At 42.5% G+C, this 16,200-nt stretch carries 15 protein-coding genes and 1 pseudogene; 10 read left to right on the forward strand and 6 right to left on the reverse strand.

All coding sequences use genetic code 11. The features are described 5' to 3' along the window. Both IM479_RS15060 and IM479_RS15065 read right to left on the reverse strand, forming a co-directional pair. A partial coding sequence (locus IM479_RS15060; RefSeq protein WP_287699480.1) for an RpnC/YadD family protein occupies positions 1-989 on the reverse strand: 989 nt, incomplete at its 3' end. 258 nt (positions 990-1,247) lie between these two features. Then, entirely contained in the window at positions 1,248-2,363 is a 1,116-nt protein-coding gene (locus IM479_RS15065; protein WP_287077821.1) for a TIGR03032 family protein, read from the reverse strand. A 295-nt stretch (positions 2,364-2,658) separates the two neighbouring features. Here IM479_RS15065 and chrA point away from each other — a divergent pair, with 295 nt between their 5' ends. Further along, positions 2,659-3,816, forward strand: coding sequence for a chromate efflux transporter (gene chrA / locus IM479_RS15070; RefSeq protein WP_287077822.1), 1,158 nt, complete (start codon positions 2,659-2,661; stop codon positions 3,814-3,816). A 94-nt stretch (positions 3,817-3,910) separates the two neighbouring features. Here the strand turns inward: chrA and hisG are convergent, their stop codons facing one another. The 3 genes from hisG to deoC form a co-directional block, all read right to left on the reverse strand. Beyond that, positions 3,911-4,561 carry an ATP phosphoribosyltransferase gene (gene hisG, locus IM479_RS15075; RefSeq protein WP_286826202.1) on the reverse strand — a complete coding sequence of 217 codons (651 nt, stop codon included), beginning with the start codon at positions 4,559-4,561 and terminating at the stop codon, positions 3,911-3,913. A 148-nt stretch (positions 4,562-4,709) separates the two neighbouring features. Continuing rightward, on the reverse strand, positions 4,710-5,444 hold the full coding sequence (locus IM479_RS15080) for an HAD family hydrolase (protein WP_287685338.1): 735 nt from the start codon (positions 5,442-5,444) through the stop codon (positions 4,710-4,712). Positions 5,445-5,630: 186 nt separating this feature from the next. Next, on the reverse strand, positions 5,631-6,308 hold the full coding sequence (gene deoC / locus IM479_RS15085) for a deoxyribose-phosphate aldolase (RefSeq protein WP_287685339.1): 678 nt from the start codon (positions 6,306-6,308) through the stop codon (positions 5,631-5,633). Positions 6,309-6,854: 546 nt separating this feature from the next. Here deoC and acnB point away from each other — a divergent pair. The 9 genes from acnB (at position 6,855) to ureC (ending at position 15,925) form a co-directional block, all read left to right on the forward strand. Further along, positions 6,855-9,464: a bifunctional aconitate hydratase 2/2-methylisocitrate dehydratase gene (acnB, locus tag IM479_RS15090; protein WP_287685340.1), complete on the forward strand. Its 2,610-nt coding sequence runs from the start codon at positions 6,855-6,857 to the stop codon at positions 9,462-9,464. A 139-nt stretch (positions 9,465-9,603) separates the two neighbouring features. After that, entirely contained in the window at positions 9,604-9,897 is a 294-nt protein-coding gene (locus tag IM479_RS15095) for a BrnT family toxin (RefSeq protein ID WP_002735016.1), read from the forward strand. Continuing rightward, a complete protein-coding gene (locus IM479_RS15100; protein ID WP_002746336.1) occupies positions 9,845-10,111 on the forward strand; it encodes a BrnA antitoxin family protein in 267 nt (88 codons plus the stop codon). The genes IM479_RS15095 and IM479_RS15100 overlap by 53 nt, the downstream gene beginning before the upstream one ends. Positions 10,112-10,242: 131 nt before the next feature. Then, positions 10,243-10,827, forward strand: a complete 585-nt coding sequence (locus IM479_RS15105; protein WP_287685341.1) for a hypothetical protein — start codon at positions 10,243-10,245, stop codon at positions 10,825-10,827. Positions 10,828-10,935: 108 nt separating this feature from the next. After that, positions 10,936-11,793 (forward strand): IS5-like element ISMae4 family transposase, encoded by an 858-nt coding sequence (locus tag IM479_RS15110; protein ID WP_287685343.1) that lies wholly within the window; start codon positions 10,936-10,938, stop codon positions 11,791-11,793. A gap of 703 nt (positions 11,794-12,496) precedes the next feature. Then, entirely contained in the window at positions 12,497-12,610 is a 114-nt protein-coding gene (locus tag IM479_RS15115) for an element excision factor XisH family protein (RefSeq protein ID WP_286826211.1), read from the forward strand. Further along, complete coding sequence (locus tag IM479_RS15120) at positions 12,598-12,939, forward strand: XisI protein (RefSeq protein ID WP_286826208.1); 342 nt, start codon at positions 12,598-12,600, stop codon at positions 12,937-12,939. Before IM479_RS15115 ends, IM479_RS15120 begins: the two co-directional genes overlap by 13 nt. Before the next feature lie 298 nt (positions 12,940-13,237). Continuing rightward, positions 13,238-14,134, forward strand: a complete 897-nt coding sequence (locus IM479_RS15125) for a polyphosphate kinase 2 family protein (RefSeq protein WP_286826209.1) — start codon at positions 13,238-13,240, stop codon at positions 14,132-14,134. An 81-nt stretch (positions 14,135-14,215) separates the two neighbouring features. Beyond that, the gene (ureC, locus tag IM479_RS15130; protein WP_287685342.1) at positions 14,216-15,925 is read left to right on the forward strand and encodes an urease subunit alpha; all 1,710 of its coding nucleotides are present in this window, start codon (positions 14,216-14,218) and stop codon (positions 15,923-15,925) included. A gap of 134 nt (positions 15,926-16,059) precedes the next feature. Here the strand turns inward: ureC and IM479_RS23075 are convergent. After that, positions 16,060-16,155, reverse strand: a pseudogene (locus IM479_RS23075) (DUF4351 domain-containing protein); the annotation flags it as partial. Positions 16,156-16,200: the final 45 nt, after the last annotated feature.

Consider the following 16,200-nt stretch of genomic DNA (forward strand, 5'->3'; position numbering starts at 1 on the left):
AATTCTGCGAGAGAATTAGCGGTAGCTGCTAATTTAACAATCTCTTGTAATGTAGATAGTACCGAAACTTTATTCAGGTATTGTTCCACATCTAAAGGAACTTCACCTAAGCGAGCTTGCAAAACTGTTTTGACAAAATCACGAGCATTTTCTAACGCTCCAATTTCCTTCCCAATTTCCTTGCCTATTTCTTTACCTATTTCCTTACCTATTTCCTTGCCAATTTCTTTACCGCGTTCTATTCCTCGTAACTCCATATTACTTACTAAAGGCATGGTTCTTTCCTCCTCAAATTGTTTGATTTTACTCTCTAAACTTGACTGCAATTCAGGGGATAAAGTCATCATATTGTCGATGATTTCAAACAGTTTAATTATCTGTTCTCTCTCGAACTCCTTTTCATATAATCCCCTGATTAACCTCCACTTCCACTGTTCCCGTTCTGGCAGCTTCCCAGTAGTCGCTTTTGTTTTCAGGTGTGCCATGACGATTATAGCAAAGGGATTGCTACTTGCTTCTAGTTCTGACCAGCTTTCCTCATAGTCCAGTAATTTGACTGTTGGGAATTTCAGACTCACTTCACAGCCAGCAATGGTATAATTATAGGAATCTGGTCGCCAATTTACTCGTTCATCCCCTAATATAGCGAGACTGATAACCGGTTTCTGATACAAATCAAAGGCCCGATAGTTATAAATATACATCCTCTGAGGGAAATTTTCTTCGTACTGGCTTTGAATTTCAATATGAATCAAAATCCAGACTTCTTCACCCCTGAGTAACCAAACTTTATAGAGTTTGTCAGCGAAACGTTTTTTTGTCTTTGCTGAAGCGGTAATCCGTTTGAGTTCTTTTTCTAGGGATTCGGGAGTTTTTGTCCAATCAATTAGTTGGTGAACTTCGGGAAAGAAGAAATGTAAAAACGCTTCAAAATACTCGGTTAATGCTTCTTTCCAGGGTTCATCATAATTGGCGGTTGTTGGGTTCATGGCAAGTCGCTACCAATTGGAAAGTTAGGCACTCATCTAAATCTATTATTCCCCATAAATATCATCAATGCTACTTGTCATCACAAAACTTCCCATTAGAGCAACCTACATCTACATCTTTGTTCTAACATTTATTGGTAAAACTATATAATGCCGTCAGATTGCCGGGGGAGGATTTACCTAAACCGGGACAGATATCCTTAACTACAAAAGGAGTTGACATGATTTTTTCCTGAATAAAGAGTAAAAATTAAACAATTAAGCTGGCAAAGAAGGCACCATCCAGACGGATTGAGTGCCGTCGAGGTCGGTATCTGGTCCAATTAGCCCCGGGTTGCGGTAGCCCGGCAGCAGAGTGACAGCGAAAACCTCCTCCACGCCGCTATTGAACCAAAAAGTTGCCACCAGTTGACTGGTAGCTAGGTTGACAATAGCCAACCCGCACCGCAATTGATTACGCCGCTCATCCAGGGGTAAACCGCCAAAAATCGCCGTTTCCCGAATTTGGGACAACCCGACAAAGGCGTGACCTTCCCAACAGTCCAAACCCCGGGTAAAACCGGGCAATTCCGCCACGATTTCCGTGCTGCCAGTTTGGGGATGCCAACGGTTCAAGGTTCCATAACCGGAATTGAGGAAATAGAGATTACCCTGGTAAAGGCGGGGAGAATGGGGCATAGCTAAACCCCGCAGAATCACCTCTCCCCTAGGCACATCAATCAGGCATCCGCCCTGTGCTTTATTCTCTCGCCAGAGGCTTTCCTCGTTGGTTTCCCCCAATGCCGTCACATAGGCGGGAGTGCCGCTATTTTCAGCCATAGCCAAGCCATTGAGGTGACATCGGTCCCCGGGGACCAACTCGGTAATAAAGGGCGGTTTCCACTGGGGGAGAAAACTCCAATTTCCTTCGATGGTTGCCAGACAGTTAAACAGGGTATTGACCACCCAAAGGCGATTACTGCCAAAGGCCAAATCATGACCCATAATCGGGCCGGTGAGGTGAGAGGAGCGAGCTAAAAAGGCGATATCCTGTTCCCCTTCCGGTTTAATCTGGGGGGCAATCTCTCGATTAGCGGGTAAATGCCAAATTGCCTGACGAGCGCCCACAGCAATTCCGGTAGCAGTTCGGGTTAAACCCATCGCTTGGTCAAAATGGGCGAAACTCACCCGCATTTGTCCTTGATAAGTGCCAATGCTGGCCACCCGTCCCGCTTGGTAGGTGGAAATCAACACCGAGAGGTCAAGCTGGTTGAGTAATTCCGGCAGATTGAGGCTGTACTCATAATTGACTGGCACTGCTTGGCGCTGAGTTGGACTCGCCGCTGGCTCTTGAGTATCTGAAAACTGGTTAGTGTTAGGCGGCAAGCTGTCCATAGAGTTTCTTTAATATAGATTAGAATAAATTGTGATAATTGATTATTGTTTATGCTTTGTTGACTAAGGAGTTCTATTATAAACAAATTAATCAATATTATTGATAAAGTTTTCTTAATTTTTTTTTGTATCAAATTTACTTGAACGGTAGTATTAAATACTTATAATTTAGTTTGTGTAAAACACTTTTGCAATTATGGACTTTTGGAATTGACGAGATCTAGCCAAGAATTTAACTTAAGCCTATATTCTTGGATATAAACTTGATTCTAGAAAAACTATTGGTAATCAGAAAATGCTGACTTCATCGCCTCCTAATCTCTCGCAACTTGCCCTTTTATTTCTCAAAATCGGGATTATCGGTTTTGGCGGTCCAGCTGCCCATATCGCTTTAATGGAGGAAGAAGTGGTTAAGCGTCGCGGTTGGATGACTAAGGAGCGATTTCTCGATTTGGTGGGGGCAACTAATCTGATTCCCGGTCCTAATTCCACGGAAATGGCCATTCATATCGGTTATATTTTTGGGGGTTTAGCGGGTTTAATAATCACGGGAGTTTGTTTTATCACTCCTGCGGTGTTAATTACTGGTTTTTTAGCTTGGATTTATACTACCTACGGGACTTTACCGGATGTGGCCACGATTTTTGCGGGGATTAAACCGGTGGTAATTGCGGTGATTTTTCAAGCTTTATGGCGCTTAGGCAAAAAGGCAATGAAAACCCGTCAATTACTCTTCATCGGATTGGGAGTTATCGGTTTATTAATCTTAGGTTTAAATGAAATTATCGCTTTACTTTTAGGCGGAATTATCGGGATGTTTATCCTAAAAAAATTCGCTACTTTCCCCCTGATTGTGGCAGGAATAGGCGGTGTGACGGCAGTTGCTACTCCTAGCAATATCCCACCGACATTAACAGGATTAGGGTTGTTTTTCCTCAAGGTGGGTAGTGTTTTATTTGGTAGTGGTTATGTGTTAGTTGCCTTTTTAGAAGGGGATTTAGTCCAGGGGAGAGGATGGTTAACTCAGCAACAATTATTAGATGCCATTGCTGTGGGTCAATTTACCCCTGGACCGGTGTTATCCACAGCCACTTTTATCGGTTATCAAATATTAGGAGTATCGGGGGCAATTGTGGCAACTCTAGCGATTTTCTTTCCTTCTTTTATCTTTGTTTTATTACTTAATCCCCTCATTCCTAAGCTGAGACAATCGCCTTGGACGGGTGCTTTTTTGGACGCAATTAATGCTAGTGCTGTGGCTTTAATGGTGGCAGTAATTTTTAATTTAGCTCTAGCTACTTGGTTACAACCTTACGGGAATTTACCCTTTAATTTATTGGCTATCATTCTATCTCTTATCTCCGCTATTCTTTTACTACGTTTTCAAGTTAATTCTACTTGGTTAATTCTTGCTGGTGCGCTCCTTGGTTTACTATTGAAACAATTAGGTTAGGGGGAAATAAGATAAATCTACCCTTAATCCCCCCTTAATAAGGGGGGTGCTGATCCCCCCTTGATCCCCCCTTAATAAGGGGGGCGCTGATTTGTTAAACTTTTGCCATTGATGTAGTTGCTTCTCTGAGCTTTTCTACCCAGTTATAAATCCGATCGCAATCTAGTCTATAGCTGAGGGGATGAGCGATTAATCGAGCGCTACTAGCAAATAATTCGTCAATTTCTACTAAACCATTTTCCCGTAAAGTTCGACCGGTGGAAACTAGGTCAACTATCGCTTCTGACATACCCGTAATCGGTCCTAATTCTACGGAACCATAGAGAGGTATAATCTCGACGGGAATATCTAAACGACGAAAATAATCCTTAGCACAATTGACAAATTTTGAGGCAACTTTACCGTGATGGGGAATATCTAAGGGACTTTGATAGGGACTATCAGCAGGGACAGCTACCGACATCCGACAATAACCAAATTTTAGGTCAATTAAATTAGCCACATCGGGAGATTTTTCCAATAAAATATCATAACCGGCGATGCCTAATTGTGCCTGACCGTATTCTACATAAACGGGGACATCTGTAGCTCTTACTAATAATGCTTTCGCTTGGTTAGTGGGGTCGGTAATCTGTAATTGGCGATTTTTTGAGTCAAGAAAGTCACTAAAATCTAAGCCAATTTTCTGAAATATTTGGATACTTTCGTTTAGTAAAGCACCCTTCGGTAAGGCAATTGTTAGCATAGAGGAAATTATGAATTGGGGTGTGGGGTGTGGGGTGTGGGGTGTGGGGTGTGGGGGAAGAACCTAGGTTGGGTTGAAGCATGAAACCCAACGTCTGCATGGGTTACGCTACTGCTAACCCATCCTACAAATAATTGTGCCTCCCTACTTATCTGATAACCGAGATTGCAGTCAGTTCTCTAATGACCACATCAGCTAATTGTAAATCTTGATGGTTTTCCAGTTGCCAACTAATTGCGATCGCTGCTGCTGATTTGGCCTGTTTAGCCATTTCCCAATCGGCCCTAGTGTCCCCCACCATCAGGGTTTTGTCCACTGCGGTCCCCAAAGCTTGACAGGTTTCTTGCCATAATAAGGGATCGGGTTTACTTAAACCTCGATCGCATCCCCGGGCAATTTTAATATAATTTAATAGGTCATTTTCCTTGACAAATTGCTCAACTCGTGCTGTGGTATCGGAGGAAAGAATCGCTAATTGTAAACCGGCCGCGTGCAGATAACGAATGACTTCTAAACAGTGGGGATAGAGGGGATTTAAGCGGGGGGGAACCTTTTCATCGGCCGCTTGGAAGGCCGCTTTTGCGATCGCCATGGCCGTTAACCAATCGAGGCCAGTGGAAGCAATACAACCGGCAGCGACGATATGATTATCTCTGCGGCTGCCCACTGCCATTAAACCAGCAGGATTGAGACTATTTGCCCCAATACCAAAAGTTTTAGTTAATAAAGACTCTAAACCCGGAATTCGCGATTCAATGGCTTGTACCCGAGCTATAGCTCGATCGTACCAGAAAGCCCGCGAATCCTCTAGCGTACCGTCCTTATCAAAAACAATCCCTTGAATATCTCTAAATTCTCGATTACCACAGCGAATTATCGGCAAATAAACCTCCTTATTTTTATTGAATGTCAGCCATAATTTTAGCTGTCAGGAGACAGGATTCAGGAGACAGGATTCAGGAGACAGGATTCAGGAGACAGGATTCAGGAGACAGGAGATTATTTTTTATTTATTCTCCCCACTTCCCCACTTCCCCACTTTCCTATACCTTTTAAACAGGATTTAGTATTATTCCTCAAAAGCGGCTTTTTGCTGACGGACTAAATCGACACCGCGGGAAGTTCCCAGACGGGTGGCCCCGGCGCGGATAAGAGCGATCGCTTGTTCTAGGGTACGAATTCCGCCGGATGCTTTAATTCCTACCCGTCCTTTGCTAATTTCCTTGAGAAACTTCACATCGCTAACTGTTGCTCCTCCAAACCAGCCGGTACTGGTTTTTAGATAACTCACACCTGCATCCATGCAAATCTCCGCCGCTAAACGTTTCTCGGTGTCCGTCAGTTGCGAGGTTTCCAGAATTGCTTTTACTGTCTGGCTGGTTTCCTGACAAATACTAGCAATTTCTTGGAATAATTCCTCAGATTTCCCATCTTTTAGCCAACCGAGATTAATAACCACATCTAACTCCTTAGCACCATTATCTACGGCTTCTAAAGCCTCATAACGTTTAACTGCGGAGGTAGTGGCCCCTGCGGGAAAACCAATCACGGTAGAAACTAAAGTTTTTTTGCCGTGGAGTAACTGCACAGCTTGCTTAACGGCAGCGGGATAAACGCAGACGGTGGGAAAACGATATTGTTCGGCCTGTTGACAGTAAGCCTCTAATTGTTCACTGGTGGCGGTGGGGATGAGGAGAGAATGGTCGATATATTGTGCTAAATCTAGATCAGAATCGGTGATAGCCATTATCTAAGCCTCAATATAGTCAATCGATCGCTATTTTCTCATTTTATGGAAGTCAAACACTGCCTGCATCTCATTTTTGTCAATCTACTAAGTTGAGATTTTTAAGGGGAAACTCTCGGCTAAAATTGGGCGTTACTTTCGATTTTATTACTCAATCCAAGCTTTTGGGGGGTTCTACCCCCCAAACCCAGGAGCGCATTAGTTTTTCGGTGGGATGCTTACAGGCAGTTGTTAATATTTGTGTACTAATTTAAGAGTCACTCGACCGAATCTAAAACCTAATTGGTTAAGCTAAAAGCTTTGATGTACTTAGTTTCTAACCTTCTTTTTAGGTGGGAGAATTGCCAGATTCTTTCTTTTGCCTCTTGCATGAGTGACTCTTGCCTTGAGAAGCTGATAATTGCTGATTGTCGGTGTTCCTGCAAATGTGAGATGCAGCCCACACAGCAAAGTCATCTCTCGTTAACCTAGAAATTCAGAGACTAGCAAAAATCCAGTAACCTAGGAAGAAACCGTCACAAGTGAAGACTAGGAGAGACTATATCTATGTTAGAAGCGTATCATCAGCACGTTGCCGACCGAGCGAAATTAGGTATCCCTCCCCTTCCCCTCAACGCTCAACAAACGGCGGAATTATGCGAAATGCTCAAAAATCCGACCGAAGAACTCAAGGGAGAATTGCTGACCCTGCTGCGTGACCGTGTTCCCCCCGGAGTTGATGAAGCCGCCTACGTTAAAGCGGGATTTTTAACAGGAATTGCTAAAGGTGAAATAAAATCTAACGTTATCTCCCCCCAAGGTGCGGTTAGCTTACTGGGAACCATGGTCGGTGGTTATAACGTTCATTCTCTGATTGAACTGATTAAATCCAGAGATATTAATATCGCCGCTGCCGCTGCCAGCGCTTTAAGTAAAACCCTGCTGGTATTCGATGCGTTTAACGAGGTTTTGGAATTATCCGACACCAATCCCTATGCTAAACAGGTTATCGATGCTTGGGCCAATGGCGCTTGGTTTATCGCTAAACCGAAACTTGCTAAAGAAATTACCGTCACCGTCTTCAAAGTCCCAGGAGAAACCAATACAGATGACCTATCTCCCGCTCCCCATGCCACCACCCGGCCCGATATTCCCCTTCATGCTTTGGTAATGTTAGAAACCCGTCAACCCGGGTCCTTAGAAACCATTGCCGAATTGAAAAAATTAGGCCATCCGGTCGCCTATGTGGGGGATGTGGTCGGGACGGGTTCCAGCCGAAAATCGGCAATTAACTCGGTTCTCTGGCATATTGGCGATGATATTCCCTTTGTGCCTAATAAACGTGCTGGTGGCTATATTTTAGGCAGTAAAATCGCCCCTATCTTCTTTAATACGGCCGAGGATTCCGGCGCTTTACCGCTTGAATGCGATGTTAGCCAAATGAACACGGGGGATGTGATTAAAATCTATCCCTACGAAGGCAAAATCACCAACGAAGCGGGCGCAACTATTAGCACTTTTAGCCTCAAACCTGAGACAATTCTGGATGAAGTGCGCGCCGGCGGTCGTATTCACCTCTTAATCGGTCGCAGTCTCACCGATAAAACCCGTCACGCCTTGGGACTTGAGGCTAGTACCCTATTTACCCGTCCCACTATGCCTAGTGACACAGGCAAAGGTTACACCCTAGCACAAAAAATGGTCGGCAAAGCTTGCGGTTTACCCGGGGTGCGGCCGGGTACTTCCTGTGACCCGATTATGACTACGGTAGGGTCTCAGGATACCACTGGCCCGATGACCAGAGACGAGTTAAAAGAGTTAGCCTGTTTAGGTTTTAGCGCCGATTTAGTCATGCAGAGTTTCTGTCACACGGCAGCCTATCCGAAACCGGTTGATATTCAAACTCATCACCAATTACCCGACTTTTTCTCTACCCGGGGTGGGGTCGCTTTACGTCCGGGAGATGGCATTATTCACTCCTGGTTAAATCGGATGTTATTGCCGGATACGGTGGGGACTGGAGGCGATTCTCATACTCGTTTTCCTTTGGGAATTTCCTTTCCTGCGGGGTCGGGTTTAGTGGCATTTGCCGCCGCTTTGGGAGTAATGCCTTTGGATATGCCGGAATCGGTTTTAGTGCGTTTTACGGGGGAATTACAACCCGGTGTGACTCTGCGGGATATTGTTAATGCTATTCCCTACGTTGCCATCCAAGAAGGCAAATTAACCGTGGAAAAACAGAACAAAAAAAATGTTTTTAACGGTCGCATTATGGAGATGGAAGGGCTGCCGGATTTGAAATTAGAACAGGCTTTTGAGTTAACCGATGCCACGGCGGAACGTTCCTGCGCTGGTTGTACGATTAAGTTAAGTACGGAAACAGTGGCGGAATATTTACGCTCTAATGTGGCATTGTTAAAAAATATGGCAGCCCGGGGTTATAGTGATGCTAAAACTATCCTACGTCGGGTAGCAAAAATGGAACAATGGTTAGCTAATCCCGTCCTGATGGAGGCGGATAAGGATGCCGAATATGCGGATATTATCACCGTCAATTTAAGCGAGATTAAAGAACCAATTGTCGCCGCACCCAATGACCCGGATAATATCAAGTTAATGTCGGAATGCGCTGGGGATAAAATTGATGAGGTGTTCATCGGTTCTTGTATGACTAATATCGGTCATTATCGCGCCGCTGCTAAGATATTAGAAGGGGCAGGAGTTGCTAAGGCTAAACTGTGGATTTGTCCCCCCACCCGCATGGATGAAAAACAATTACGCGATGAGGGAATGTACGGCATTTTTGCCGCTTCTGGGGCGCGTACCGAGATGCCGGGATGTTCCCTTTGTATGGGTAATCAAGCGCGGGTTGAAGACAGAGCGACGGTATTTTCTACCTCGACTCGTAACTTCAATAATCGCATGGGAAAAGATGCACGAGTCTATCTCGGTTCCGCCGAATTAGCGGCGGTTTGTGCGCTGCTGGGACGCATTCCTACCGTTGAGGAATACCTAGCAATTGTCACCGAGAAAATTAATCCTTTTGCTGGTGATTTATACCGCTATTTGAACTTTAATGAAATCGCTGGTTTTGAGGATGAAGGCCGGGTAATTCCCCTAGAAGATTTACCTAAGATTGAGGATATCTTAGGTATTCCTTCTGGTGTTTTGAGTTAGTTGACCGGTTATGGGTCATTTCGATCGAGGCGAAAGATTTCTTTTGATTTCGATCAAGATGACCCCTCTAACGATCGAATTTTCGACAATTATAGGATTTTTTTCGATATACGGAATGACAACTCGATAAAATAAAAATATGAAATTCGAGTGGGATCGACAAAAGAACCGAGCGAATATCATCAAGCACGATCTAGACTTCGCGGACGCGCAGCGGATATTTGAACATCCCATTCGAGTTTCCCTTGACGAACGAGAAAATTATGGCGAAGATCGATTGATAGGAATCGGTACGCTCGATGGCCGAGTGGTAGTTGTCGTTTTTACAGAACCGAGTAGAGATACAATTCGTATTATTTCACTTCGTAAAGCTTTACCCTATGAACGAAAACGATATGAACAATACCTCCGAGACGAATTGGGAGAAAGTTGACGCTCTTACGGAAGAGGAAATCGACACATCCGATATTCCGCCCTTAACCGAGGAGTTTTTTAGTAAATCGCGGTGGTGGAAACCTGTAGAGAAAGTAAATGTTCTTGTTCAAGTAGATCCCGAAACCCTAGCTTGGTTTCAATCACAGGGCGAGGATTGTGAACAAAAAATGTCCGCCGCTTTACGGATTTATGCGGAGGCTCACAAAGTATAGTCAAGTTTAGTTCGGGTACAAGCCACACAATAAAAAAGTTCGCTATCATTTTGAGCGGGATGAAAAGCCACACAATCTCATTTACCAATAAATCGCCTTAAATGAAATGATAAAAGTGAGTACGAAAAATTATGATTATAGATGTACCGACTGGAGATGATTTTAAATCCGCTGGCATTGATTTTTTAAATCTGGCTTGGAATACGCTGATAAGTTTATCTACAAAACTTAAGGATGCGGAATATATTTATAATGTGTATTATAGCGATGAGAATGAAGAAGTAATCGATCAATTGTCATCTGAGCAATATTGGAAACAAGCACAACGTCCATTGAGTACAGCCCTTTCCCTTATTCAACAAGGAACCGAATTTCTCTTAAAAGGTCATATTGCTACAGTTAGCCCGTATTTACTAATTTTAGGAGATCCGAGTAATTATCCCAGTAAATCTCATGAGCGCAATATCCGTTTTAGTGAATTTAAAACAATTGATGCACAGGATTTAGTCAAAGTTTATAATACCGTATCGACTGGTCGATTACCAGATAACTTTCGACAAAGATTTGAAGATTTGAGAAGCAAGCGAAATATAATTATGCACACTGTAGATCCTGAATTATATATAAAAACTGAAAATCTGTTTGTTGAAATTCTAGAAATTTGTCATTATTTGATAGAGCCAAACTCGTGGATAAAAATTAGACCTCTTGCATAATTTTTTTATGGTATGATGGAGGGTTTTGCTTTTTTCTCGATTTTTAGATTGAAGTTGAAAAAAGAATAAAATGTGATCTTAGGTCAGGAAATCATCTATACTTTTGCTATGTTTATTAGCAAAAATATGGATTATCAAAACTTATCAGCTGAACAGTTCAAACGCCGTTTCGGTGTGTATAAACAAACATATAGAAAGATGGTAGAATCAGTAAAAAGTGTTGAAGCCGACTCTAATTCACCATCTAAAAGGGGACCGAAACCTAAACTATCTATAGAAGAACAAGTTTTAGTAACGTTAGAATATTGGCGAGAATATAGAACATATTTTCACATTGGTACAAGCTGGGAACTATCAGAATCAACTATATGTCGGATTGTAAATAAGACGGAAAAAATGCTTTTACAATCGGGAAACTTCCGTTTAAAAGGAAAAAAAGCTTTACTCAATCAAGCAGAGATACCGGTCGTAACGGTAATGGATGTAACGGAAACTCCCATTGAACGCCCCCAAAAGAAACAGAAAGATTTTTTTTCAGGTAAAAGAGGTTATCATACTTTAAAATCCCAATTAGTAGCTGATCAAAATACCGAGGAAATTATCTGTGTCTTTTGTGGGAAAGGTAGAGGTCATGATTTTAGTTTATTTAAAAAAAGTCGAGTTCGTTTTCATCCTTTAACTACCAGCATAGAAGACAGTGGTTATCAGGGAATAGCTGCATACCATAGTAATAGTTATACACCGAAAAAGAAATCGAAAAATAGAAAATTAACAGAGTTAGAAAAAGAGTATAACAAGGCTTTAGCCAAAGAAAGGATTATCATTGAACATATAAATAGGAAACTCAAAACCTTTAAAATCTTATCCTGTAAATATCGGAATCGTCGTCGAAGATATAGTTTAAGAGTTAACCTGTTGGCGGCTATTTATAACTGTGAGTTAGGGATAGGTATAGCAGCTTCTTAAAAGTTTCCTAAAGATTAATCAAGTCAAGGAGAATTTATTCTCAATTATAAAAATTGAGATAGTTTGTGCCGCTTAAATAAAGAGGTTTTGATAACCAAATTAAAGCATATCTAAAGAGTTTTGAGTTAAAAGTTAAACTTCAAGTTTTCATTCAGGACGAATGTACTGGTTAACTAATTTTTTGGGGAAAATTAGTTAACCCATCATTATAACATATAATTAATTTGCAAGAGTTCTATTCGAGGACAATTCATTCAAAATGAACCTGAATCTGTTCTATATAGCCCTGAAACCAGAGAATTATTTAACCTTAGGCTGGCTTTAGAAATAAACCTTGTAATTGATTTATTAACACCTTCAGCAAATAATAAATATTTTAATTTTAATAAAAAAACAAGACGTTATTTCTGTCCTAGTTGTTATAGTGGTTTTAGGGAAAATTACGAAGACGAACAGATTCCAAGATTAGCTCAACTAATACCTAATGAACCAACTAGCAACACTATTTATTGCCTTGTATGTAATGAATCTTATGAAGTATTGCGGGAAGATTGCACAGCTGAAGATTGTCTGGGTAATGTCATAGATCCTGATGATGGTACATGTCTTACCTGTGGTTCGGACAATTTTCGAGATTAATTGTTGAAATTGTAATAAATATCTTGTATGTATTAATTTCTTTATTTTTTTAATCGGACAAGAAATCTACGAAAAGTTTTTCGCTCAAGCTGCCATACAAATAATCTTGCAAAAGTATCAAATTTTATTGTTAATTGTTGACACTAATCAGGAGGAAATCGTCCAATGGATAAACTAAATTATTATCAAAGCATAATCAAGAAAATTCTCACAGAATATGCAGAAATTTCCTCACAAGTACCCGATCAAGACATAGAAGAAATATTGATATTTGACGATGATAGAAGCCAATATCTTTGGTTTAATATTGGCTGGAAAAATGGCAAACGAATTAAAGCGATTTCCGTTTATCTTCGTCTAAAAAATGACAAAATTTATATTGAAGAAGATTGGACAGAAGCAGGTATCGCCACGGAATTAATGCGCTTAGGAATTCCCAGCAGTGAGATAGTTTTAGCTTTTCAACCTCCCGAAGTGCGACAGTTTACCGAATTTGCGATCGCCTAAAAATTATTCTTTACTTTCTCGTCAGATGAGGAGTAGCTAAAATCGAATATTTAAATATACTTGTTTCTAGGTCATTTCTGCCACTTCATACTAAATCTGGTTATTAAAGACTGATTATTTATTCCCCTTTTTGCATGAGTGCATGAGCAGAAAACGGGTTTCTCGGAGAAACCCGTTTTCTGTGCGTTACTCAACGGATTTAGTATCATCCTTGACTCGCCGGTTCAAGAGTTAGATATTTTCCGAGCAAAAGTGCTACAATGTGATTTTAGGGGTCAAAATAATCAAGGAGAAGAGCATGGTCAGCAAAATTGATCGCCAAGCATTTTTACAATCCTTAATGGTGCCACCGGGTAAAGAAATTTCTCTGCACAAAGACTACGATCCCGGGTTTAAACCCGACTACATTACCAAAGAAGATGCCACGCTGCTGCTGCAACAGGGTATCGAAAAAATGGCCGAGTTTCAAGATAAACTCTATGCCCAGGATACCTATGCTCTGTTAATTAATCTGCAAGCCATGGATGCGGCGGGTAAAGATGGTACGATCAGACACGTTATGTCCGGCTTAAATCCCCAAGGCTGTCAGGTATTTAGCTTTAAAGTTCCCTCGGCCGAAGAACTAGATCACGATTATCTCTGGCGATATTATAAAGCCTTACCGGAGCGGGGTCGTATCGGTATTTTTAATCGTTCCTACTACGAAGAATTATTAGTCGTGCGTGTCCATCAAAATTTATTGGAACGGCAAAAACTCCCCCCTGAAGACAGAACCAAGAAAGTTTGGCAGCGACGTTTTGAGGAGATTAATAATTTTGAAAAATATCTGGTTAACAATGGGGTTATTGTCCTGAAATTCTTTCTCAATGTTTCTAAAGAAGAACAGAAAAAACGATTTTTGGAAAGAATTGATCGCCCCGAAAAAAACTGGAAGTTTTCCGAAAATGATGTCAAAGAAAGGGCTTTTTGGGATGATTACATGAAAGCCTACGAGGAGGTATTCAATCATACCAGTACCGAGTGGGCTCCTTGGTATATTATCCCGGCCGATCGCAAATGGTTTACCCGTTTAGCTGTGGGGGCGGTTATTTATTACACCCTGGAATCCCTCGGTTTACGATATCCCACCGTCACCGAAGAACATCGCCAAGCTTTACTGAAAGCCAAAGAAATCCTCGAAGACGAGCCAGATTAAAAATGTAAGAAAATCCCGAAAAAGCGATAATTGCCGGAAAATCGATCGTATAATCGATCTCGATTTTAAAGAATTCCCCCTATGAATTATCGCATCGATCGCCGCACCTATGCAGAAACCTACGGCCCCACCGTCGGAGATAAAGTTCGCCTGGCAGACACGGAATTATTTATCGAAGTCGAAAAAGATTTCACCACCTACGGCGATGAGGTAAAATTCGGCGGTGGTAAAGTAATTCGCGATGGTATGGGCCAATCCCCCATTTCTAGGGAAGATGGAGCGGTAGATCTAGTGATTACTAATGCCTTAATTCTCGACTGGTGGGGCATCGTTAAAGCCGATGTGGGCATTAAAGATGGCAAAATTTATCAAATCGGTAAAGCGGGTAATCCCCACATTCAAGATAATGTCGATATTATTATCGGTCCTGCCACCGAGGCATTGGCCGGGGAAGGGATGATTTTGACAGCAGGGGGGATTGATGCTCATATTCATTTTATCTGTCCCCAACAAATTGAGACAGCGATTGCGTCGGGGATTACCACGATGATTGGTGGCGGGACTGGACCGGCGACGGGAACTAATGCCACCACCTGCACCCCGGGAGAATGGAACATCTATCGAATGCTAGAGGCGGCCGAAGCTTTCCCGATGAATTTGGGTTTTTTGGGCAAAGGCAATAGCAGTCAGCCGGAAGGACTAGCGGAACAGGTAAAAGCGGGGGTAATTGGCTTAAAACTCCATGAAGATTGGGGAACCACTCCGGCAGCCATTGATACCTGTTTAAGCGTTGCCGATAAGTACGATGTGCAGGTGGCGATTCATACCGATACTCTCAATGAAGCCGGTTTTGTCGAGGCAACTATCGCCGCTTTTAAAAATCGCGTCATTCACACCTACCACACGGAAGGGGCCGGCGGTGGTCATGCTCCCGATATTATCAGGGTTTGCGGGGAAATGAACGTTTTACCCTCCTCTACTAATCCCACGCGTCCCTATACGGTGAATACCTTAGAGGAACACCTCGATATGTTGATGGTTTGTCATCATTTAGACCGGAGCATTCCCGAAGATGTGGCCTTTGCCGAATCCCGCATCCGCCGAGAGACTATTGCCGCCGAGGATATTCTCCACGATTTAGGGGCTTTTAGCATAATTTCCTCCGATTCTCAAGCTATGGGACGGGTGGGAGAAGTAATTATCCGCACTTGGCAAACTGCCCACAAAATGCGGGTACAACGGGGCAGACTGACCGGGGAAACGGGCGAGAATGATAATCTGCGGGCAAGACGATATATTGCTAAATATACGATTAATCCTGCTATTACCCATGGGATTTCCGATCATGTCGGTTCCATCGAGGTGGGCAAATTAGCCGATTTGGTTCTCTGGAAACCGGCATTTTTTGGCGTAAAACCGGAAATTGTCCTGAAAGGCGGTTTAATCGCCTGGGCGCAAATGGGCGATGCTAATGCCAGTATTCCCACACCGCAACCGGTTTATATGCGTCCCATGTTTGCCTCTTTTGGTGGTGCGATCACCAAAACTTCCTTGACATTTGTTTCTAAATATGCTATGAAAGCGGGCATCCCTGAGAAGTTAAAGCTGAAAAAAACCGCCGTGGCCGTGTCGAATACGCGCAATATCAGTAAGGCCAGTATGAAGCTCAATGACGCTTTACCGCGCATGGAAGTTAATCCCGAAACCTACGAAGTGCGCGCTGACGGGGAATTATTAATCTGTGAACCTGCTACGGTTTTACCCATGGCCCAACGCTATTTCTTATTTTGAATTCTGGTTTTTTTAAAACCTTATTTTTGGAGCTTTGTGGGAGTCAGGGGAGTGGGGAGTTAGAGGGGTTGGGGGAGATATGAAATTAATTGTTTCATAACCTCATAAGTAGCCTATACTCAACGGATTTAGTATGAGGTGACTTCTTTGCTGACAACTACTGTACCGTAGGGAGAAAGAAGGGTTTCTAAGAAGTCTTTGCTAAATTTATCCCAAATAAAGCGAGTCACGGATGCAACCAGTTATCTAAATCCGTCAAAGTGTCAAAGTCTAAT

Source organism: Microcystis sp. M165S2 (assembly GCF_020245885.1).
Taxonomy (GTDB): domain Bacteria; phylum Cyanobacteriota; class Cyanobacteriia; order Cyanobacteriales; family Microcystaceae; genus Microcystis.

Excerpts from the sequence above, each read along its gene's own strand:
- IM479_RS15120 (WP_286826208.1), top strand. The coding sequence starts at position 12,598 with ATGGATAAACTAAATTATTATCAAAGCATAATCAAGAAAATTCTCACA.
- IM479_RS15095 (WP_002735016.1), top strand. The coding sequence starts at position 9,604 with ATGAAATTCGAGTGGGATCGACAAAAGAACCGAGCGAATATCATCAAG.
- chrA (WP_287077822.1), top strand. The coding sequence starts at position 2,659 with ATGCTGACTTCATCGCCTCCTAATCTCTCGCAACTTGCCCTTTTATTT.
- IM479_RS15105 (WP_287685341.1), top strand. The coding sequence starts at position 10,243 with ATGATTATAGATGTACCGACTGGAGATGATTTTAAATCCGCTGGCATT.
- IM479_RS15110 (WP_287685343.1), top strand. The coding sequence starts at position 10,936 with ATGTTTATTAGCAAAAATATGGATTATCAAAACTTATCAGCTGAACAG.
- ureC (WP_287685342.1), top strand. The coding sequence starts at position 14,216 with ATGAATTATCGCATCGATCGCCGCACCTATGCAGAAACCTACGGCCCC.
- acnB (WP_287685340.1), top strand. The coding sequence starts at position 6,855 with ATGTTAGAAGCGTATCATCAGCACGTTGCCGACCGAGCGAAATTAGGT.
- IM479_RS15125 (WP_286826209.1), top strand. The coding sequence starts at position 13,238 with ATGGTCAGCAAAATTGATCGCCAAGCATTTTTACAATCCTTAATGGTG.
- deoC (WP_287685339.1), bottom strand. The coding sequence starts at position 6,308 with ATGGCTATCACCGATTCTGATCTAGATTTAGCACAATATATCGACCAT.
- IM479_RS15100 (WP_002746336.1), top strand. The coding sequence starts at position 9,845 with ATGAACGAAAACGATATGAACAATACCTCCGAGACGAATTGGGAGAAA.
- hisG (WP_286826202.1), bottom strand. The coding sequence starts at position 4,561 with ATGCTAACAATTGCCTTACCGAAGGGTGCTTTACTAAACGAAAGTATC.
- IM479_RS15065 (WP_287077821.1), bottom strand. The coding sequence starts at position 2,363 with ATGGACAGCTTGCCGCCTAACACTAACCAGTTTTCAGATACTCAAGAG.